At 67.0% G+C, this 21,686-nt stretch carries 14 protein-coding genes; 5 read left to right on the top strand and 9 right to left on the bottom strand.

What is annotated here, in order from left to right; all coding sequences use genetic code 11:
- The first annotated feature begins 13 nt into the window (after nucleotides 1–13).
- Nucleotides 14–1,033, top strand: coding sequence for a nitroreductase family protein (locus G6N38_RS02310; protein WP_163746068.1), 1,020 nt, complete (start codon nucleotides 14–16; stop codon nucleotides 1,031–1,033).
- A gap of 4 nt (nucleotides 1,034–1,037) precedes the next feature.
- Here G6N38_RS02310 and otsB read toward each other — a convergent pair whose 3' ends face one another.
- Nucleotides 1,038–4,784, bottom strand: a complete 3,747-nt coding sequence (gene otsB / locus G6N38_RS02305) for a trehalose-phosphatase (RefSeq protein ID WP_163746067.1) — start codon at nucleotides 4,782–4,784, stop codon at nucleotides 1,038–1,040.
- A gap of 170 nt (nucleotides 4,785–4,954) precedes the next feature.
- On the opposite strand from otsB, the gene G6N38_RS02300 reads away from it, so the two are divergent.
- Entirely contained in the window at nucleotides 4,955–5,836 is an 882-nt protein-coding gene (locus G6N38_RS02300; RefSeq protein ID WP_163746066.1) for a universal stress protein, read from the top strand.
- Between the two features lie 14 nt (nucleotides 5,837–5,850).
- On the opposite strand, the gene G6N38_RS02295 is transcribed toward G6N38_RS02300, so the two are convergent.
- From G6N38_RS02295 to G6N38_RS02265, 7 genes are all read right to left on the bottom strand, one after another.
- Nucleotides 5,851–7,575 carry a GAF domain-containing sensor histidine kinase gene (locus G6N38_RS02295; protein WP_163746065.1) on the bottom strand — a complete coding sequence of 575 codons (1,725 nt, stop codon included), beginning with the start codon at nucleotides 7,573–7,575 and terminating at the stop codon, nucleotides 5,851–5,853.
- A 45-nt stretch (nucleotides 7,576–7,620) separates the two neighbouring features.
- Nucleotides 7,621–8,259: a hypoxia response regulator transcription factor DosR/DevR gene (dosR, locus tag G6N38_RS02290; protein ID WP_163746064.1), complete on the bottom strand. Its 639-nt coding sequence runs from the start codon at nucleotides 8,257–8,259 to the stop codon at nucleotides 7,621–7,623.
- A gap of 34 nt (nucleotides 8,260–8,293) precedes the next feature.
- The gene (locus G6N38_RS02285; protein WP_163746063.1) at nucleotides 8,294–9,163 is read right to left on the bottom strand and encodes a universal stress protein; all 870 of its coding nucleotides are present in this window, start codon (nucleotides 9,161–9,163) and stop codon (nucleotides 8,294–8,296) included.
- A 105-nt stretch (nucleotides 9,164–9,268) separates the two neighbouring features.
- Nucleotides 9,269–10,243, bottom strand: a complete 975-nt coding sequence (locus G6N38_RS02280) for a 1-phosphofructokinase family hexose kinase (RefSeq protein ID WP_163746062.1) — start codon at nucleotides 10,241–10,243, stop codon at nucleotides 9,269–9,271.
- 3 nt (nucleotides 10,244–10,246) lie between these two features.
- On the bottom strand, nucleotides 10,247–12,286 hold the full coding sequence (locus G6N38_RS02275) for an erythromycin esterase family protein (protein ID WP_163746061.1): 2,040 nt from the start codon (nucleotides 12,284–12,286) through the stop codon (nucleotides 10,247–10,249).
- Nucleotides 12,283–12,573: a dsRBD fold-containing protein gene (locus G6N38_RS02270; protein WP_163746060.1), complete on the bottom strand. Its 291-nt coding sequence runs from the start codon at nucleotides 12,571–12,573 to the stop codon at nucleotides 12,283–12,285. The genes G6N38_RS02275 and G6N38_RS02270 overlap by 4 nt, the downstream gene beginning before the upstream one ends.
- A gap of 108 nt (nucleotides 12,574–12,681) precedes the next feature.
- Nucleotides 12,682–13,665, bottom strand: coding sequence for an Acg family FMN-binding oxidoreductase (locus G6N38_RS02265; protein ID WP_163746059.1), 984 nt, complete (start codon nucleotides 13,663–13,665; stop codon nucleotides 12,682–12,684).
- A 130-nt stretch (nucleotides 13,666–13,795) separates the two neighbouring features.
- Here G6N38_RS02265 and G6N38_RS02260 point away from each other — a divergent pair, with 130 nt between their 5' ends.
- The 3 genes from G6N38_RS02260 to mgtA are packed head-to-tail and all read left to right on the top strand — an operon-like array spanning nucleotide 13,796 to nucleotide 20,194.
- Nucleotides 13,796–15,247: a bifunctional aminoglycoside phosphotransferase/ATP-binding protein gene (locus G6N38_RS02260; protein ID WP_163746058.1), complete on the top strand. Its 1,452-nt coding sequence runs from the start codon at nucleotides 13,796–13,798 to the stop codon at nucleotides 15,245–15,247.
- A 29-nt stretch (nucleotides 15,248–15,276) separates the two neighbouring features.
- Nucleotides 15,277–17,562, top strand: coding sequence for a phosphoenolpyruvate synthase (gene ppsA, locus G6N38_RS02255; RefSeq protein ID WP_163746057.1), 2,286 nt, complete (start codon nucleotides 15,277–15,279; stop codon nucleotides 17,560–17,562).
- The gene (mgtA, locus tag G6N38_RS02250; protein WP_163746056.1) at nucleotides 17,540–20,194 is read left to right on the top strand and encodes a magnesium-translocating P-type ATPase; all 2,655 of its coding nucleotides are present in this window, start codon (nucleotides 17,540–17,542) and stop codon (nucleotides 20,192–20,194) included. Before ppsA ends, mgtA begins: the two co-directional genes overlap by 23 nt.
- Here the strand turns inward: mgtA and G6N38_RS02245 are convergent.
- Nucleotides 20,191–21,612, bottom strand: a complete 1,422-nt coding sequence (locus G6N38_RS02245) for a WS/DGAT/MGAT family O-acyltransferase (RefSeq protein WP_163746055.1) — start codon at nucleotides 21,610–21,612, stop codon at nucleotides 20,191–20,193. The two genes, mgtA and G6N38_RS02245, sit on opposite strands and share 4 nt — an antisense overlap.
- Nucleotides 21,613–21,686 lie beyond the last annotated feature (74 nt).

Raw genomic sequence — 21,686 nt, 5'->3', positions numbered from 1 at the left:
CGACAGTGGAGACATGAGTGCGCAGTTTCCCGACCCTGATGTGGTTCGGGCCGTTCTGACCCTCGCGACGCAGGCACCCTCGGTGCACAACTCGCAGCCATGGCGTTGGCAAGTCGGACCGCACAGTTTGCACCTGTATGCCGACCGCAGCCGGCACCTGCCGAAAGTCGACCCCGACCGGCGTGACCTGCTGGTGAGTTGCGGTGCCGTCCTGCACCACTGCGCGGTCGCGCTCGCCGCGATGGGTTGGGGGGCCAAGATCCGCCGCTTCCCCAACCCCGTCGATCCCGATCACCTGGCGTCGATCGAGGTACACCCGCAGCGACCGGGGGAGCTCGACATCACGCTCGCGGCCGCGATCGCCCGGCGCCGCACGGATCGGCGCAACTACAGCGCGTGGCCGGTGCCCGGTGGCGATATCGCGCTGATGGGTGCCCGCGCGGCCCGCGCCGGGGTCATGCTGCGCCAACTCGATCTGCTGCCCCATCTCAGCGCGATCATCGCTGCGTCGGTGCGCAAGCACACCGATGACACTGATTACCTGTTGGAACTCAACGCCTGGAGTGGTCGGTACGGGTCAGTGGCCGGGGTGCCCGCGCGCAATACCCCGACATCGGATGCGCACGCCGCGGTCCCGGCTCGGGTGTTCGCCGGTCCGGTGCTGGCTCAGCCGGTGGAGACCTCCCCCGACGAGGACAACGCCGTCCTGCTCGCGCTGGGCACTGAGACCGATGACGACCTGGCCCGGCTGCGTGCCGGGGAGGCAACGAGTCTTGTGCTGCTGTCGGCGACGGCGATGGGACTGGCGACGTGCCCGGTGACCGAGCCGCTCGAGATCCCCGAAACGCGCGAGGCGGTGCGTTCCGACGTGTTCGGCACCAGTGGCTATCCCCAGATGATGCTGCGAGTGGGTTGGGCTGCGGTTAACGCCGACCCGCTGCCGGCAACACCTCGCCGCCCGTTGGCCGACGTCGCTGAATGGCTCGACGACGGCAGACCCTTTGTCGTCGGGCCGGTGACCCAGACGGGCTAGCACGTCACGAGAATTGCAGCGATGACCCCGGGGTGAGTCGCTGCACCTTCCCGTGGCATTCGATCTCGATGGCGGGATGATCGGTGGGGTCGACGCTGATCTCGGCAGTGCGCCCGTGGATCGTCAGGTGCAGACGGTAGCCCCGGTAGTAAATCGGCAGCCGAAGGCGGCCAAGGCTTTCCGGCCACATCGGGGACAGGATCAGCCGGTCAGCGCGAGTCTCCAGGCCGGTGAAGCAGCGCTGTAGCAGGTCGATGCTGCCGGCCATCGCCGCGATGTGAATTCCCTCGGCGGTGGTACCGCCCTGGATGTCGGCGACATCGGACATCAGCACCTGCTGGAAGTACCGCATCGCTCGTTCGCGGTCGCCGCGGGCCAGCACCCAGGCGTGCACCACCCCGCTGAGCGTCGACCCGTGGGATGTCCGGTGCAGGTAGTAGTCGACGGTCTTCGGAATCTGCTCGGGGGTGAAGCGATATCCCAACCGGGCGAACAACTCCCGCAGTTCGTCGGCAGACAGCAGATAGAACAGCATCAGCACATCGGCCTGCTTGGAAGCCCGGTAGCGGTTGACGCTGTCGTTCTCGGCCTCCAGAATGCGGTCGAGTCGCTGAATGTTGCCGTAGCGCTCGCGGTAAGCCTGCCAATCGAGTTCGGCCAATTCGCCATACCCTTCGAATTGGCTGATCACCATGTCACCGGAGTCCGACCCGGCGGAGTGGAACGGAACGTACATTCGCCTACTCACGTCGTCCCAGGTATCGAGCTCTCGACCGCGAATTCCCAACCGCTCCATGAGATCCAGCCGATCGCGTAGCGGCAGCGCATCGAGGGCGTCGAGCGCGCGCACGATCACCCACACCGCCATCACGTTGGTGTAAGCATTGTTGTCGACACCGTCGTAGGGGGCGTCGGGATAGCCGGAGTGAAATTCGTCCGGGCCGATCACGCCGCGGATCGCATAACGGTCCAACGTGTTGTCGAATTCGGCTCGGCTGACCCAGAATCGGGCGATCTCGGCGAGCATCTCCGCACCGTTCTCGATCAGATACTCCAGATCCCCGGTCACCTGGTAGTACTGCCACACGTTGTAGGCCACGGCACTCCCGATGTGGTGGGCGCGCGCGCTGGCGTCTGGATTCCACCGACCCGAGTTGGGATTGAGGTGCAGCTTCTGGCTTTCCTCACGCCCGTCGCTGCCCGACTGCCACGGGAACATGGCACCCGCGAGGCCGGCCTCCCGCGCTGCGCGGCGTGCCTCGGGTAAGCGCCGGTAGCGATACCGCAGCAGCGATCGGGTGGTTTCCGGTGCTCGCAGGTTGAGCACGGGGAAGACGAACAACTCGTCCCAGAAGATATGGCCGCGGTAGGCCTCGCCGTGCAGCCCCCGCGCAGGCACTCCGGCGTCGAGGTCGACGGCGCGGTTGGGCACGGTTTGCAGCAGCTGCAGTAGATGCAGGCGCACGACCCGGGTGGCGTCGGCGTTGTCGTCGAACGCGATATCGAATCGCTCCCACAGCTGGGCCCATTCGCGGGCATGCCCGCTGCGCAGATCGTCGTAATGGCCGAGCCGGCTCAGCAGTCGCCGGGCAGCGTCACCAGGGTCGGAGATCGCGTGGTCGCGGCCAGTGAAGGTGGTGGCGATCTTCTCTACGGTGACCGACTCACCGGCGGAGATGGTGACCACATAATCGTGTCCGCAGCGGCGATGCTCGTCGACGAAAGTCCCGTCGGTCTCCAGTTGCGCGGTGCTGCGCCATACCCTCGTGCGCGCCGCCACCGCGATCGGAACCCGCGACTGCACGGTTTCACAGACCAGCAGTGTCGAATTCGGCGACAGCTCTTCGGTGGTGGTGGCGACAAGGTGATCGCTGGCCAGGTCCCGGTAACGCTCAACGCCGCTATTGCGTACGTCGCCGTCGATGAGTGCCAGGAATTCGATTGTGCCCGACCAGTTCTCGGCCCAGATCGTCGTTTCCAACGCGCAGGCGTGCGGCAGGTGCATCGCCGCGATGCGACGCTGGACGACCCTGCTGGTGCGCCCGGAGCTGTCCCGGAACCGGAATTCACGAGTCAGCTCGGCTTGACGCAGATCGAGGCACTGCCGGTAGGACAGTATGTCGGCAGTGTCGATGTCGAACCAGTCGCCACCATCGATCCGGAACTTCAGTGGCAGCCAGTTCGGCAGATTGACCAAGCTCTCGTTTTCGATCCGGACACCGCCGATTTCGTCGATGAGCCGGTTGTAGAGGCCGGCAGCGTAGGTGCCCGGATAGTGAAACGGTGAAGCGTCGGCCTCTGGGGCACATCCCCGGGTAGCGCGGTAGCCGTTGCCGACAGTGCACAACGCCTCGCGCAGCCGCTCCTGTTCGGGGAGGTAGCCACCGAAGGTGAACGACCAAGGACTGGAGGATATTTGGCGGTCGACATTGTGCTCGCGCACCACCCGTTCGATGAACTCGCGGACATGCGCCGGATCAGCCAGCGAGAATCGCGCCGCGGTGGACCGGTCGCCGTCCTCGTTGTGCCGCACCACGATTCCGATGCCATCGTGCAGCACCGAATCGAAGGCGTCCTCGTCGGTGAGGTCATCGCCGACGTAGATCGGCAGTGACGGCCCTGCGCCCGCGACCTGCTCGGTGATCCACTCCAGCGTCTTGCCCTTGTCCCAATCAATGTTTGGGCGCAATTCGACGACCTTGCGACCGGACGTGACTTTGAGTCCGTGGCGGCCGCCGGCCCGGTGGACCGCGGCCGTCACGGCGGCGACGGCTGTCGGCGCGGCATTGCGGTAATGCACCGCAACAGCGAATCGCTTGTGCTCCACGACAACTCCGGGAGTCCCGGTCAGCTCGGCGGCCAGTTCCTTGGCGGCGTTGTCGAGAATCGGCACTGCCGCTGCGGCGACCTCATTTTCCTGGTGCGAGCCGTCTGGAGCGACAACTTCGAACCCGTGACTGCCGGCGTACCACAGGCCCGAGATGCCGACCCGCGACCGGATGTCGGCGAGGTCGCGACCGGACAGCACCGCAACCGGGTAAAGCGCAGCCAACGATTTCAGCGCGTCGTCCGCACCGGGCACCAGAGCGGCTGCAGCCGGATCGGCGACGATGTCGGACAGCGTGCCGTCGAAATCGAAGAACAGCAACGGCTGTCGAGCGGACATCACGCCGGCCAACTGACCGAACGACAGTAAGGCGTCGGGCAGGGTGGACATCCGCCGGTCGATGGCGCGCACCATGACCTCGGCGAGGTCACCGATCACCACGTCTGCTCCGCACCGCAAGAGGCTCTCCGCGGTGGTTCCGGTCCGGTCAACGCCAATGACCTGACCGAATCCACCTGCGCACGCGGCGCTCACCCCTGCCTCGCCGTCATCGATGACGATGCAGCGGCCGGGCCTGGCGCCGAGCTGTTTCGCGGTCTCCAACAACATCGCCGGGTCCGGCTTGCCCGGCAGGCCAAGCTCCTCGGCGGTCACACCATCGACCCGAACCGGGAAATAGCCGCCGATGCCGGCTGACTCCAGGACCGCCGTGCAGTTGCGACTGGCCGAGTACACCGCGGTACCCACCCCGAGCTCGTCGAGCCGGCGGACCAGCGCCAGAGTCGACTCGGACATCGACACCCCCACGCCGTCGAGGTCGAACAGCACGGCGTCGTGATAGCGCGGATCGATGGCGACCGGTGAGCCGATGCCCGGGGCGCCAACTCTTCCGACAAGCCCATTGAACGGGCTCTCGCTTGACATGGTACTGACACTGCCACAACCTGACGTCCGTGATCAGGGCCTTGTGGCCATGCCGGATGGGACCAACGCCTCATGACGACGGCGAGCAGCAGACCTAGTGTGATAGCAGGCGATATCGGTTCGCAACACGCCAGGAGCCGGGTCGCGTGACGAGTCGGAAGGAGCATCAAATGTCCACTCCCGCAATGAGGAATGTCATCGTTGTCGGTGTTGATGGGTCACCGGAGTCGAAGGTGGCAGTCGACTGGGCCGCGCGGAGCGCGGCGCTGCGCGGTGCAGCGCTGAGATTGGTGCACGTTCTCAACCCACCGGTTGTCATGACTTTTCCCGAGGTGCCGGTGCCGTCGGGCTATCTGCGTTGGCAAGAGGATGCGGGTCGGGAAATCCTCGACAACGCGTGCAAGACCGTCGCCGAGGCGACCAAGGACCACAGGGTCGAGGTGACCACCGAGATGGTCAGCGGTCCCGCAGTGCCCACGCTGGTGGATCTGTCCAAGGATGCGCACCTGGTCGTGGTCGGCTGTCGCGGTCGCGGCGCGCTGGTTCGCGGCTTGTTGGGGTCCGTCAGCACCGGACTGGTTCATCACGCGCACTGCCCGGTGGCGATCATCCACGACGAGGACCCGCTGACCTCGCGCCCGTCGAAGGCCCCGGTGGTGGTCGGAGTCGACGGCTCGCCGGCGTCCGAGCGAGCTGTGGAGATCGCGTTCGAGGAAGCCTCCTTCCGGGGGGTCGACCTGGTGGCGGTGCACGCCTGGAGCGATACCGGGGTGTTCGAGTTCCCGGGCATCGACTGGTCGACGATGCGGACCCTCGGAGAAGAGACACTCGCCGAGCGGCTGGCCGGCTGGCAGGAACGCTATCCCGATGTGCTGGTGCGCCGAGTCGTCGTCGCCGACAGCCCGGCTCGTCAGCTGATCGAACAATCGGAGTCGGCGCAACTGGTCGTGGTCGGCAGCCACGGCCGCGGCGGCTTCGCCGGAATGCTGCTGGGCTCGGTCGGCACCGCGGTGGTGCATGGCGCGCGGATGCCGGTGATCGTGGCGCGTTAGCACCAGCGGCAGAACTAGGGCAGCGGCGCCGTCCATCGCAGGATGGTGCCGCCGCCCGGCGCGGCACCCAGGTGCAGGTCCCCGCCGACTTCTCTCGCCCGCTGGCGCAGGTTGTTCAGCCCGCTGGCGGTGATGTCGGTCGGCATGCCGCGGCCGTCGTCGACCACCTCGATCGCCAGTTCGTCCTCCACTCGCACGGTGATGGCCACGGTTTCGGCATTCGCGTGGCGTACCGCATTGCTGACCGCCTCGCGGACCACCGCCTCGGCGTGATCGGAGAGCGGGGCTTCGATCACCGATAGCGGCCCGATGTACTGGACCGTGGTGCGCACGTCCGAACCGCTGAACGCACCGACCGCGTCATCGAGGCGCTGGCGCAGCCGGGTGGTGCCCGCCGACCCGCCATGCAGATCGAAGATCGCGGTCCGGATCTCTTGGATGACTCCCTGTAACTCGTCGACCGTGGCGACCAGCCGCTGCTGCACATCGGGCACCTTGGCGCGGGGAATCGTGCCCTGCAGCGTCAAACCGATCGCGAACAACCGCTGGATCACATGATCGTGCAGGTCGCGCGCGATGCGGTCGCGGTCGGAGAGCACGTCGAGCTCGCGCAGATGGCGCTGGGTGGTGGCCAGCTGCCAGGCCAGCGTGGCCTGGTCGGCGAAACCCGCCATCATGTCCAGCTTTTCGTCGCTGTAGCTCCGCCGGCCGTGACAGCGCAGAATCACCACCACGCCCGCGACGGTCTCGGTGGTGCGCAGCGGGAGCACCATCGCCGGGCCCGCCCCGGGCATCGCCGACAGTTCGTCGCCGATATTCTCGAACCGCTGCGGCGTCTGAGTGGCGAAGGCCTCGCCAATGATGCTGCCCGCCACCGTGATCGGATCCATCGACTGCGCATGGCCGATCACTCCGGCCGTCTCGACCACGATGAGCTCGCGGACTTGATCGGTGGGTAGTTCGGTGTCGGTGGGCACCGCGACGAGCACCGCGTCGGCGGCGGTGAGTTGGAGAGCCTCGTCGGCGATCAGGCGGAAGACCCGCGCCGGATCAGCACCGCCCAGCAGCTCGGTGCCGATGTCTCGGGTGGCCTCGATCCACGACTGCCGGGTGCGGGACTGCTCGTAAAGGCGGGCATTGTCGATCGCGATGCCCGCCGCGGCGGCCAGCGCTTCGACCAGGACCTCGTCGTCCTCACTGAACGGTTGCCCGTCCACCTTCTCGGTGAGGTACAAGTTGCCGTACACCTCGTCGCGGATGCGCACCGGTACGCCCAAGAAAGTGCGCATCGGTGGATGGTTCGGCGGGAAGCCGACCGAGGCCGGGTGCTGCAGAATGTTGTCCAGCCGGATCGGCTTCGGTTCATCGATCAGGTGGCCGAGCACGCCGCGACCCGAGGGCAGCGGCCCGATCTGGTCACGAGTTTCGGTGTCGATGCCTTCGTAGATGAACTCGACCAGTTCATGGTCGTGGCCGCGCACGCCCAACGCGCCGTAGCGGGCGTCCACCAGGTCGATGGCGGTACCAACGATGGTTTTCAGCGTGACGTCCAGCTCCAGGCCTGAGGTCACCACCAACATCGCTTCAACGAGCCCGTCGAGGCGATCCCGGCCCTTGACGATCTGCTCGACGCGGTCCTGCACCTCCGCCAGCAGCTCACGCAATCGCAACTGTGACAACGTGTCGCGCAGCGGTGGTGTCACCTTCTGATTCATTTCCGGGCCGACCCTGGCGGTCATCAAACCAATGCTGCCACCAGAACGGCGGCGGCGCGTCAATCTTGTTCAGTGTTGGCTCTGGTCGAGCTTGGAGATGAAGACCGCTGCTTGCGTGCGCCGCTCCATCCCGAGCTTTGCCAGCAATCGCGATACGTAGTTTTTCACCGTCTTCTCGGCCAGGAACATTCGTGCGGCGATTTGCTTGTTTGTCAGGCCCTCACCGAGCAAGTCCAGGAGCACCCGTTCCTGTTCAGTGAGACCCGATAACGGATCGGAGCGCTCGGCGGCGCCGCGCAGCTTGGCCATCAACGCCGCCGCCGCCCGATTGTCCAGGAGGGAACGGCCCGCACCGACTTCCTTGATCGCCTGGGCCAGCTCCATCCCCTTGATGTCCTTGACGACGTAGCCGCTGGCGCCCGCCAGGATGGCGTCCAGCATCGCCTCGTCGGACGTGAACGACGTCAGCATCAGGCAGCGCAGGTCGGGCATCTTGGAGAGCAGGTCACGGCACAATTCGATGCCATTGCCGTCGGGCAGGCGCACGTCGAGCACCGCGACATCGGGCTGCAGCGCCGGGATCTGCGCCAGCGCGTGAGCGACCGAGCCGGCCTCGCCGATCACCTCGAGTTCGGGATCGGTGGACAGCAAATCGATCAGTCCGCGGCGAACGACTTCGTGGTCGTCGACCAGAAAGACCTTGACCATGCACCAACACTATCGGGCAAAGGCCTCCAACAGGTCACAACAAGCGCTGACGGTCGACCACCAAAACCGAACAGTCTGTGTTGTGCAGGGCTGCCGACCCGGTCGGGCCGAGCAGTTCCTCGATGCCTTCGGCGTTGCGGACACCCACCACGACCAGCTGAATCTCCTCGCCGTGCTTGGCCAGATAGTTCACCACGCTGCCGTGGATGGCGACCGGGCGCGCGTCGAGATCGGGGTATTTGTGCTTCCAATGCGAGAGCCGGCGATCGAGTTGGGCGCGCACCATCCGATTGCCGTCGGACACCGCATGCGAGTCGTGCACATCGGTGTAGCGCGACTGCCACGAGCTGAGTACGCGCAGCGGAGCATGCCGTAAGCGAGCTTCTTGCACCCCGAACTGCAGCACGGCCGCGCTGTCGGGGGATTCGTCGAGCTCGACCGCGATCCAGCCTGGGCCGGGCGTGGTGGGCCGCTGCGAGCCGCGGACGATTGCGACCGGACAGTGCGCTGTGGTGACCAGTGCGGTGGCCGTGGCCCCGATGCGATCGTGGTCGAAGTGCTTGAGCCCGACCTCGCCGACGCAGACCATCGCCGCCGCGCGGGACGCATCCACCAACGTGGCGATCGGCTTGCCCTGCAGGATCTCGATCTCGAGCTTGACCGGCCGCTCAGTGGCCTCGATCGTATTGACCACGTGACGAACCGCTGATTCCGCGCCGGCCAGTTGGCGCGCCTCGTCCGGTGCGCTGGCCGCATCGGAGCTCGGCGGTTCGATTGCATACACCAGCCGTAGCGGGATGTCGCGGCTGACAGCTTCATCGATGGCCCACAACGCGGCCAGCACGGCGCCCCGTGACCCGTCGATGCCGACGACTATCGCCGGCGTTGTGAACGGTTCGGGCATCTGTGGCTCCCCCCGGGTGGCGGTCTCCATTCTGCCGACGTTATCGCCACCGCGGTGGGACTCTGAGAGCAGAAAGTCCCCAGTCATGGGGAAAACGGCAGATATCTAACCGGTCACCAGCTCCAGCTTCACCGGGTCCTCGGTCTGCTCGAACAATCGCTGGGTGTCCTCGCGGGTGCATGGGGCCGTCCCGGGGGTCAGCAGTTTGGCCGCACCTGCGGCGATGCCCAGCCGGACCGATTTGGTCAGCGGCCACCCGCGGGTCAGGCCGACCGCGATACCGGCCACCATGGCGTCGCCGGCACCCACACCGCTGCCGGCCGGCACCACAACCGCCGCGAGGCGGTACGCACTGTCCGGGCTGACCAACAGAGCACCCTCGGCGCCGAGGGACACGACGAGGTGATGAGCGCAGCCCCGGCCGATCAGATCACGAGCGGCGCAGACTTGCTCGGATTCGGTCGCCAACTCTTGGCCCACGCATTCGCGCAGTTCCCTGAGGCTGGGCTTCAGAAGAAACACACCCGAGGTGACGTGTTTGAGTCCACCACCGGATGTATCAAGGATGAACAGAGCGCCGATCTCCTGGCATACGTTGGCGACCTGCTGATAGAAGTCCGGTGGCACCCCGGGCGGAAGGCTGCCGCTGGCCACCACGATCGCAGCCGACGCGGCTGCGCGGCGCAGTTGCAGCAGGCATTCGGTCTGCTCGGCCAATGTGAGCTCGGGGCCGGGCAACACGAATCGGAACTGCCTGCCGGTGGAACGCTCGTTGACGGTGAGGCTTTCCCGCGTCGATCCGCCACTGTGAATGGGGCGCACCGACACCCCTTCGGCGTTCAGCAGTTCGTTGATCGTGTCGCCGGCCGAACCGCCGGCGGGGTAGATGGCCGTAGCTGAGGCCCCCAGCACCTCGGCCATGTGCGCGACGTTGATGCCGCCGCCGCCCGGGTCGTATCGGGCTGCGGTGCACCGCAGCTTGTCCGTCGAGTGCACTACCTCGGTGCTCGTGGTGATATCCAGGGCAGGGTTCATCGTGAGCGTGACGATCCGGTGCCCCGTCACGGCGTAGTCGTTCATCGCCTACAGGCCGGTCGGATAGGTTTCGGGCGTTTCCCCCGCGATCCACCCGCTCGTGGGCTCCAGCGGTTCCAGGGCACGAGTCTCATCGATGTGGATCATGGCATCGAACTGGTCCGACGGGCGCACATGGAAATAGTGACTCTGGCGCTCAGTCTCCGGTCGATAGATCACGCCGATCGCCCGGCCGAGCCGGACCACCTCCAGTGCTTTTGCGGCCGGCGAGCCGTCATGCATGGGCACGAGGAAAGCCGGCTTGCCGGTCTCATGCAGCAGTTCTTCGATACTGCCGACCAATGCCGGGCGCACCACCTTGCGTTCGGCGATCCCGCCCCAATCGCTGGCCGCGGTGACGGTGCCGCTGAACGTCGAGAAGCCGATCAGTCGGGACTGCTCACCGTACTGCTCGCGGGCCAGTTGCCCGATGGTCAGCTGGCCATCCGCTGAGACCTCGGTGGCGCGGGCATCGCCGACGTGAGAGTTGTGCGCCCACACCACGATTCGGGCCGGTTGCGGGCCGGGGTGCTTGTCCAGGTGCGTAACCAGAGCGTCGAGCGTCTCGGCCATGTGCTTGTCCCGCATGTTCCACGAGGTGACTCGGCCGCTGAACATGCCGCGGTAGTACGCTTCGGCGTTGCGCACGGTCGCCGCGTTCTGCTGGGCGTAAAACAATTCGTCTTCTGCGAGTTCGCCGTCGTCGGCCAGATAGACCGACGCATCGCGCTGCATTTCCACCAGTTGCTCGACGGCTTCACGCTCGCAGGATTCGCCGGCGCCGAAGGCTGCCGCGTAGCCGTAGGCCTGGCCGTCGTCACCGGTGGAGTGATCGAAACAGGCGTAGCGGGTCCTGGCCCTCGCCGCGGCCTTGGGGTCGATGGTGTCGAGGTAAGCGATGACCTCCTGCATCGACCGGTGCAGGCTGTAGAGGTCCAAGCCATAGAAGCCGGTCTGCCTGCGGCCGTCTGCGGCGCAACGGCTGTTGTGCCAACGTAGCCATCCGACGAAGTCGCGCACGACGGTGTTGCGCCACATCCAGGCGGGGAACCGTTCGAAACCGCGCAGTGCCTCTTCGGCGGTGGCGTCGTTACCCAGGCCCTGGACATAGCGGTTGACCCGGTAGGCGTCTGGCCAATCTGCCTCTGCGGCAACGGCATTAAAGCCCTTCTCTTCGATCAGCCACTTGGTGATCTCGGCGCGGGCTTCGTAAAACTCGTGGGTGCCATGCGAACTCTCGCCGATCAACACCACGCGGGCGTCGCCGATCAGGTCGTCGAGAACCTCGCGGGGCGGGACTCCGGCGGGGGCGTTGATCGCGGCATGCGCGACGAGGTCTGCGGCGCTTTGCCCTGCCAGTGGCACCGGCCTGCCGATGGTTGGCCGCGACAGCAGCTCGCGCACCTCGTCGTCGGTGACCTGGCTGAAATCCCAGAAGGATTCGCCTACTGCGAGAAACGGCGTGGGCATCGAGGCGCACACCACGTCGTCCACGAGGCCGGCGAACTCGCGGCAGGTGGACTCGGGTGCGGCAGGCACGGCGATCACGATCTCTGCGGGCTCGGATTCGCGTAACGCCTGCACGGCCGCGAGCATGCTCGACCCGGTGGCCAGCCCGTCATCGACGAGAATCACGGTCTTGCCGGTGACCTGCACCGGCGGGCGCCCCTCGCGGTATTCGGCCTCGCGCCGGACGAGCTCGCGACCCTCACGCTCGGCGACTTCACGCAGCTGCTGCGGGGTTACCCGCAACCCGCGCAGCACGTCGTCGTTGACCACGATGTGCCCCCCGCTGGCCAGGGCGCCGACGGCGAACTCCTCGTGCCCGGGTGCGCCGAGTTTGCGGACGATGAACGCATCGAGCGGTGCGCCCAAGGAGCTCGCCACTTCGTAGGCGACCGGAATACCGCCGCGGGCCAGGCCCAGCACGATCACGTCCGGGCGACCCCGATAAGCCTGCAGCAGGCCCGCGAGCACCTGGCCGGCCTCACGCCGGTCCTTGAACACCCGTCGTGGCTGCTGTCGACGAATGCCGATGGATCGGGTCACCGTCTACCTCCGTTGAGTGCGGTCAAAGGAGGCCGCCGCACATCCACAGCCTCGATCTCCGACATCGAAGTGGCGAAGAGTTGGTTGGCGAGATTGGACAACGCCCGCGCGACGGCTACCTCATCGCGAAGCTCCACCGTGTGTGCATCACCAGCGTCCATCCGGGCGACGCCGATACCCTGCAGGGTCGTGCTCCGCCAGGACAGGCGGGCGGTGGCCCGGGTGCGGTCGGCGTCCTCGTCGACAGCGATCAACACCACCGAGTGCTTGGTTTCGTCGTGCTCCATGTCAGTCCCCTCGCTATCCCTCGATCCGACCACTCGGCCCAGATCGCCGGTAGGGACCGAAGTCCTGTCACGGTGGGCAGAAGGCCCTGCCGCACGTCGGGTGAAGGCTCAGCCGCGGAATTCCAGCACGTCCGCCAGAGGCCGGCGCGGAGTGGGCACCGGCACCTGTGCGGCCGACGGCACCAGCCCGATGCGGATGAGCAGCTGCGGATAGTCGTCGGCGTCGATCAACGCCCGGACGATGTCGCGGCTGGCCGCCAGTTCGGTCATGTGGGTCAGCGTGCAGCTGGCCAGCCCGGCCAGGGTTGCCTCCAGCAATACGTCGGAGAGAATCTCGCCGCAGCCCAGTGCATCTCGGCGGGAGTCGCTGTAGGTCGACAACACCACGATCACCGACTCGTCGTGGTCGATCTCTGGCCGGCGGTCGGGGTGCTCTTCGGCGGGGAAGGTGCGGGCGACGTCGACGCGATCACGCTCGGCAACCGAAACCAGACTGCTGTACGGCACGCCTTCGGAGAGCTCGTACGGTGCTGTCCACCACTGTAATTCGGCATGATAGGAGGAGTCGTACCGGCGTAGCGACTCGGTCAGCCGGGAGGCCTCGGCCAGTTGGGGACGCGCTGAGTCGGGCAGCACGTGCAGCGCCGCCCGCTCGGTGTCGATCGTGCTGCGCAGCGCCGGCTCGAAGGCGGCCCAGTTGGGTGGCGGCGCGAATGGCAGCCGGTCGGTGTGCCTCGTCAGGATCGCGTCGGCGCGGGCACGGACGGCGTCGGTGACGAACGCCAGTGGGCTGAAGTCGATGCTTGCCAGGTGGTCGGGGTCGTTGGGGTTGGGGAACCGCGACACGTTGGCCTGCCAGCCGGCCGCCTCGACGGCGACCCGGAGGTGGTCGAGGACTGCGCCGCAGCTGATGATCGCCTCCCGACCGGTGAGGTCGGTCGCGTGCGGCACTCGGTGGGCTTCGAGAAAGAGCTTCAGGGCGGATCCCTCGGCCACCCAGTGCCACGGCTGGCTGTTGTGCACCGACGGTGCCCGGCACGCCAACTCCACCGCATTCGCAATCAGCTGGGGATCGAGCGCCGATCTGGCCATGGGCAACCACCGCTTTCTGTGCTCAATCAACAATAGGATCGCCGAGCCGGGATGCCAGGGGCCAGAAGTCACTTCAGGTGTGGTCGTAGTACCGCTGTGTGCGCGCGGGTTGCGGACAAGGATCGACGGTATGGGATCGCAGATCGCCGAAACCCACACCGGGATGGTGTTCCTGGTCGGTGACCGGGCGTACAAGATCAAGAAGCCCGTCGTCACCGACTTCCTCGACTTCTCCACTCTCCAGAGCCGCGAACATGCGTGCGCCCACGAGCTGGTCCTCAACAGCCGGCTGGCGCCCGACAGCTACCTCGGCCTGGGCCATTTCACCCCGCCCGGCGGGGATCCCGAACCGGTCATCGTCATGCGTCGTCACCCGGACGCGCTGCGGCTGGCCACGATGGTGCGTGATGGTGAACCGGTCGAGGACCACCTCACGGCAGTGGCGGTGGTGCTCGCGCGCTTTCACGCCTGCGCCTCCCGTGGCCGCGAGGTGGACGACCAGGGCAGGGTGGACGCGATCACCGCGCGCTGGCAGGAGAACATCGCCGAGCTTGCGCGCTATGCCGACGATGTCGTCCCGGGCCTGGACCCGGAGGTGGTATCCGAAATCAGCCGGTTGGCAAGAACTTTCATTGACGGGCGCGCGGTGCTGTTCGCCCGGCGCATCGGCGAGCACAAGATCGTCGACGGGCACGCCGACTTGCTGGCCGACGACATATTCTGCCTGCAGGACGGTCCGGCACTGCTGGACTGCCTGGAGTTCGACGACCAGCTGCGCTACGTCGACGTCATCGACGACGCCGCATTCTTGGCGATGGATCTGGAATTCCTGGGCCGGCCCGATCTGGCCGCGCTGTTCCTGCGCAGCTATACCCGGGTGTCCGGCGACGACGCGCCGGCCTCGCTGCGCGACTTCTACGTGGCCTATCGTGCGGTCGTGCGCGCCAAGGTCGATTGCGTGCGGTACACCCAGGGCAGCGCCCACGCTGCCGGCGACGCTCGTCGGCACCTCGATATCGCCCGCGACCGTTTGCGGGCCGGCGCGGTCCGGATGATCCTGGTGGGCGGCGGCCCCGGCACCGGCAAGACGACACTGTCCCGCTCGCTCGCTGACGATATTGGCGCACAAGTTATTTCCACTGATGACGTGCGCGCCGAGATGGTCAGACTCGGTGAGATCACCGGCACGCCTGGGGTGCTCGACGAAGGCCTCTACGCCCGGGAGAACATCGACGCGGTGTACGACGGTGTGCTGCGCCGGGCTCATCTGGGGCTGTGCGAGGGGCGCAACGTTGTCCTCGACGGCACCTGGCACGATCCACGCCATCGCGAGCTGGCCCGGCGGCTGGGCGCCGATGCCGGTGCGGTGGTCGTCGAATTCTCCTGCACCGCGCCGCTTGATGCCACCGTCGCCCGCGTGCGCAACCGCACCGAGACCACCTCGCAGGTGACGCCCGATATCACCACAGCGTTAGCCGACCGCGTCGAGGACGCGTGGGCGGGCGCGCATCCCATCGACACCACCGGGCCGCAGGCCGACTCCGTGGCGCAGGCCCGGGCAATGTGCTCGCTGGCCATCTGAGAAGTCCGGCGACACCCGAGGAGGGCCCGATGCCGAGCCATTATGTGGAAGACATTTCCGACTTGCGGATCACCGACGCCGAGGAGGCCGGCGGTAAAGGCGCCAACATGGGCGAGATGGTCGCCGCAAACCTCCCGGTGCCACCCGGTTTCGTCCTGCTGCGGGACTGCTATTTGGAGTCGATGCGCGAGGGGGGAGTCGCCGACGAACTCAACGCCGCGCACCGCGCCGCGCTCTCAGGTGATCCGGCCGAGCTGGCCGAGACATGCGAGCGGATGCAGGCGCTGGTATGGAAGGCCGGTGTAGCCGACGAGGTCCGCGGCCGAGTGCTGGCTGCGTACCGCAAGCTTGGGTCAGGTGCGGTGGTGGCGGTTCGGTCGTCGGCGACCGGTGAGGACGGCGCCGACGCTTCGTTCGCCGGAATGAATGCCACCTTCACCAACATCAGCGGTGAAGATGAGTTGATCGAGGCGGTACAGCGCTGCTGGGCTTCACTTTTCAGCCCGCGGGTGGTCACCTACCGAGCAAGCCGCAAGTTCACCGGCGACCCGGCGATGGCCGTCGTCGTGCAGGTGATGATCGCCTCGGAGCGCTCAGGGGTGGCCTTCACGGCCGACCCGAGCACCGGCGCCGAAGACCGCGTGGTCGTCGAAGGGGCATTTGGCCAGGGCGAGGTGGTGGTGTCCGGCTCGGTCGAACCCGACACCTACATCGTGGCCAAGGACACCAGGGAGATCGTCAGTACCCGGCTGGGAAACAAGTCCTTCAAGATCGTGCGGGGGCCCGACGGCAACGACCTCTCGGTTGACCTCAGCGCGGAGCAGGCGCAGGCACGGGTGCTCAGCGACGACGAGGTCCGCGAGATCGTCGAGCTGGCGATGGCCACCGAACGGCACAACGGATGTCCGCAGGACACGGAATGGGCGATCGCCGAGGGCAAGGCATGGCTGGTGCAGGCCCGCCCGATCACCACGTTGCACCACGCCACCATGACCACTCCCGAGAGCCACGACGTGGTGGCCCGCGGACTGCCGGCCGCCCCGGGGGAGGCGGCCGGCACCGTCCGGGTGCTGCTCACTCCCGCGGAGGGCGGCAAGCTGCTCGACGGTGAGGTGCTGGTGGCCCAGATGACGAACCCGGACTGGCTGCCGACCATGCGCCGCGCCTCGGCGCTGGTGACCGATACCGGCGGAATGACCTGCCACGCGGCCATCGTGGCCCGCGAGCTCGGCGTGCCCTGCATTGTCGGGGCCCGCACCGCGACCACCGATCTGAAGGACGGCATGGTCGTCACCGTCGACGGCACCCATGGCCGGGTGCTGACCGGCCGCGTCATAGCCGGTGGCGCCCAGACAACTCCCGTCGCGCAGGCTCCCGCCGCTCCGGTCTCCGAAGTGACGGCCACCAAGATTTACGTCAATCTCGCCATGCCGGATAGTGCCGAACGGGTTGCCGCCGCCGACGTCGACGGGGTCGGGCTGCTGCGGGCGGAGTTCATCCTCACCGACGCACTGCGCAACCGGCATCCGCGCGACCTGATCGCCCGGGGTGAGCAGGAGACCCTGGTGGACGCGCTGGCGGCCGCGGTCGGGCGGATCGCGGCGGCGTTCGCACCGCGGCCGGTGGTCTACCGGGCGACCGACTTCCGCACCAACGAGTTCCGTGGACTGCAGGGCGGGCAGGCCTACGAACCCGTCGAGCACAACCCGATGATCGGCTACCGCGGCTGCTACCGCTACGTCAAGGAGCCCGACGTCTTCGCGCTGGAACTGCGCGCGCTGGCCCGAGTCCGCGAGCAGAACCCCAACCTGCACTTGATGATTCCGTTCGTGCGGACGAAATGGGAGCTCGAGGAGTGCCTGTCACTAGTCGACGCGAGCCCGCTGGGCGCCCAACGCGGCTTGCACCGCTGGGTGATGGCGGAGGTTCCCTCGGTGGTGCACTGGCTGCCCGAGTACGTGGGCATGGGAATCGACGGGGTGTCGATCGGCAGCAATGACCTGACCCAGTTGATATTGGGCGTCGACCGCGACTCCGATATCTGCGCCGAGCTGTTCGACGAGTCCGACGAGGCCGTGCTCGACGCCATCGGCCAGATCGTGAGTACTGCGCGTCGGATGGGCATAACATCGTCTCTGTGCGGACAGGCGCCCTCCAGCAAGCCCGCTTTTGCCGAAAATCTTGTGCGGATGGGCATCACGTCGGTCTCGGTGAACCCCGACGCGGCCGGCCTGGCCCGGCGCACGGTCGCCGCAGCCGAGCGACGCCTGCTCCTGGAAGCGGCGCTGGCCGGTGACGGCAACCGTCCCCGCTGAACGCCCCTCGGCGTCCGGCTCGCCGGCGCTGACCGCAGCGGCCGTCGCGGCCGCGCCGCCAGACGATGTGCTGGGCTGGCTGGATAGCTCGACCGAAGGACTGTCGAGCGGCGAAGCTGCCACCCGGTTGGCCCGGGTTGGGCCCAATTCACTTCGCACCCATCGGGTTAGCGCGTGGGCCGTACTGCGCAGGCAGCTCAACAACGCGGTGCTCGCGCTACTGGCGGTGACGGCCATCGTGTCCTATTTCCTGGGCGACAGCACCCAGGCCGTCATCATCGGCATCATCCTGGCGGTCAGCATCGGCCTGGGCTTCATCAACGAATACCGCGCTGAGCGTGCCAGCGCCGCGCTGCATTCGAGCGTCCGCCACAACGCGGTGGTCCGTCGTGACGGCAGCTTCGTCAAGCTCGACGTCAACGAATTGGTACCGGGCGACGTGATCGAACTCGCGCTCGGTGAATTGGTTCCGGCCGACGTGCGGCTGCTCACCGTCAACGGCTTGGAGTGCAACGAGAGCATCCTCACCGGCGAATCGACGGCATCCGAGAAGTCCATTGCACCCACCCCGCCGGACACGGCCCTGGCCGACGCGGGAGACCTGGCGTTCATGGGCACCGTCGTCAGCGCGGGCTCCGCCACCGCCGTGGTGTACGCCACCGGGCTGGACGCGCAGTTCGGCCGGATCGCGGCAGGATTGGGAGAGCGCCAGCCCGAGACCGACTTCCAGGCCGGGCTGCGGCGGTTCTCCTACCTGCTGCTGCAGGTGGCGATCGTCCTGACCGTGCTGATCCTGGTGACCAACCTGCTGTTGCACCGTCCGGTGATCGACTCGGTGCTTTTCGCCCTGGCGATCGCGGTGGGCATCACCCCGCAGCTGCTGCCTGCGGTGGTCAGCACCAGCCTGGCCACCGGATCGCGCCGGCTGGCCAAGCTCAAGGTGCTGGTCAAAAGGCTGGTGTGCATCGAGGATCTCGGCGACATCGACATCCTCATCACCGACAAGACCGGAACTCTCACCGAAGGCCGGATCATGCTCATCGAGGCCGTCGATGCCTCCGGTGCTGCCTCGGATACGGTGCTGCGCACCGGATTATTGGCCACCGACGTCGATCCGGACTGCGGCGGCACGAGCGCCAACGAGTTGGATGCCGCGCTGTGGGACTCCGATGCCGGACGGCAGGTGGTCACCCGCGGTGCGCGCCGACTCGCGGAGCTGCCGTTCGACCACCTTCGGCGCGCGACGTCGGCTCTGGTCGACGACGGCGGTGTCCGGCGGCTCATCGTCAAGGGCGCACCCGAACAGGTGCTCGACCATTGCATCGAGGTGCCCCCGGCGGCACACGACCTGATGGGCGCCTTGTTCGCCGAGGGGCGGCGGGTGGTCGCGGTGGCCAGCAGGCCGGCGCCGGAGTTGTCCGCGATCACTGCCGCCGACGAAGTTGGTCTGAGGCTCGACGGTTTCCTGGTCTTCGCCGACCAACCCAAACTTGCCGCCCGCGCGTCGCTGCAGCGATTGGCTGACTTGGGTATCGAAGTGAAGATCGCGACCGGCGACAACCCCCAGGTGGCCGAAAAGGTCTGCAACGAATTGGGTTTGGCATCCAAGGGCACGGTGACCGGCAAACAGCTCGAAGAACTCGACGACGCCGCGTTCGAGTCGGCGGCCCAGAATGCCACGATCTTCGCGCGGATCTCGCCCGAGCAGAAGGCCAAGCTCATCACCGTGCTGCGGCACCACGGTCGGTCGGTCGGATTCCTCGGCGACGGTGTCAACGATGCGCTGGCGCTGCACGCGGCCGATGTCGGCATCTCGGTCGACACCGCTACTGATGTCGCCAAGGACGCCGCCGATGTGGTGCTGCTGGAAAAAGATCTGGGCGTGCTGGCCAGTGGCGTGGCCGAGGGGCGGCGCATTTTCGCCAACACCATCAAGTACGTGCTGATGGGTACGTCGAGCAACTTCGGCAACATGTTCTCCGCCGCGGCGGCCTCGGCGGTGTTGAGCTTCCTGCCGATGTTGCCGAGCCAGATCCTGCTGAACAACCTGCTTTACGACAGCTCGCAGCTGGCCATTCCCACCGACCGCGTCGACGACGAGCAGCTGCAGGCGCCATCGCACTGGAACATCGCCTTCATCCGGCGGTTCATGCTGACCTTCGGCCCGATCAGTTCGCTGTTCGACTTTCTGACGTTCGGGTTGATGCTCGGCGTGCTGCACGCCGGACCGGTCGAATTCCGAACCGGTTGGTTCGTCGAATCGCTGGCCACCCAGACATTGATCATCTTCGCGATCCGCACCCGGCGGATTCCGTTCCTGCGCAGCAGGCCGGGCGGCTGGCTGACGCTGACCACCTTGTTGGTCATCGCGATCGGTATCGCGTTGACGCTGTCGCCATTGGCGCGAGCGCTTGGTTTCACGGCGCTACCGTGGCAGTTCTTCGGAGCGCTGGCCCTGTTCACGCTGGCCTACCTGGTTCTGGTCGAGATCACCAAGAAGGTCTTCTACGCAGAGCCGGTGCGGGCGGGCGACGCGGCGCAGCGCACCCGGGGTCGCGAGCATCGCATCCATCGGCGCGCAGCGCGATTCAGTCACAGTGGACCGCTCCCGAAGCGCGGAGCCCTGAGTTAGCCGTCGGACAACAGCCGCAGACCACCCTTGCGGCGCGAGGCTCCACTGGTCTTGGCCAACTGATGCAGCCGTTGCACCCCGCGGTCGATGCCGATGGCGAGCTCGTCGACGTCCGGGGCGGCATCGAAGTCGACCACCAGCCCGAAGGCCAGCTCGTCGGCGTAGCTGAGGATGGCGATGCCGGTGCGCAAGCCCGCCGCGATCGGTGGAACCGGCAGCAGGCGAACCACCTTGTGGCCCATCACGGTCAGGGGCTGGCGCGGTCCCGGCACGTTGGTCACCACGGTGACCACCGATCGCTGGGGAAGCCGCGACAACAGCCGAACCGTCCACGCCGTCACCGTGAATGGGATCAAGTTGGTCGCCCACACCAGGATGCTGCCCGCCTGCCGTTGGCCACTGGACTTGGCGACCTTGAGCCGGTCATGCACCGTCCGCAGCCGCTGGAGCGGATCGGCCAGGTCGACCGGCAGCAGCGGCAGCATCAGCGACACCCGATTGTCCGGAACGTCCATGGCGTCGGTGGCGCGCACCGACACCGGGACCAGGGTGCGCAGCGAGTCCGGGCGGGGCTGCTCACCGCGGCGCAGCAGCGCTGCCCGATAGCTGTCGGCCACCGCGGCCAGCGCGACGTCGTTGATGGTGGTTCCGAAGGTATGGGCGATCTCCTCGACGTCGCTTAGCTTCACCACGGCCGAGCTGTAGCGGCGCAGGTCGCCGACCGGTCCGTTGAACGACGAGCGGGGCGCCGGGCGCAGCATATTGGCGGTGATCTCCGCGGCGCCGGTGGCAGCCCGCAGCGCGACTTTGCCCGCGCTGAGTCCGAACCGCACCGAATCACCCAGCCAATTCCACGGATTCAAGCTGGGCAGCGGCACACCGGACCGACGGCCCGGATGCGTCGCGGCCCCGATGGCGGTGGCGAAGCTGGTGACGTTGACGTCGTCGCACAGTCCGGTGAGCAGGTTGGTGGCGGCGATCCCGTCGGCCAGCGCGTGGTGCACCTTGATCAGCACCGCCCAGCGATCATCGGCCAGGCCCTCGATCACCCAGCATTCCCACAGCGGGCGCTCACGATCTAGTCGGCGCTCCATGATCGAGGCGATTTCGGCATACAGTTCGGCGTCGTCGCCGGGATGCGGCAGCGCGGTGCGCCGCACGTGATGGTTCAGGTCGAAGGTCGGATCTTCGACCCATTCGGGTGCGGTCAGATCGAGCGGATGGGTGCGCAACACCTGGGTGCTGCGCGGATTGGACAGGCAACGTGCGCCCATGGTTTCGAGCAGCACCCCGAACTCCGGTGCGGGACCCTCCAGCACCGCAACCCCGCCGATCGCGAGACTGACGTGATGGTCGGTGTCCTCGAGTTGCAGGAACCCGGCGTCCAATGTCGTCAGGTGCTGGACCTTTCGAGCCATTTCAGCCTCTTCCCGTTCCGGTCGCCACCAAGTGTGCTGCGGCCGGTCGCGCCACGGCAGGGCCGGAAGTCACC

This window comes from Mycolicibacterium helvum, assembly GCF_010731895.1.
Taxonomy (GTDB): Bacteria; Actinomycetota; Actinomycetes; order Mycobacteriales; family Mycobacteriaceae; genus Mycobacterium; species Mycobacterium helvum.
Note: the sequence above shows the minus strand (reverse complement) of the source record. Positions and strands in the feature narration are given on the sequence as shown.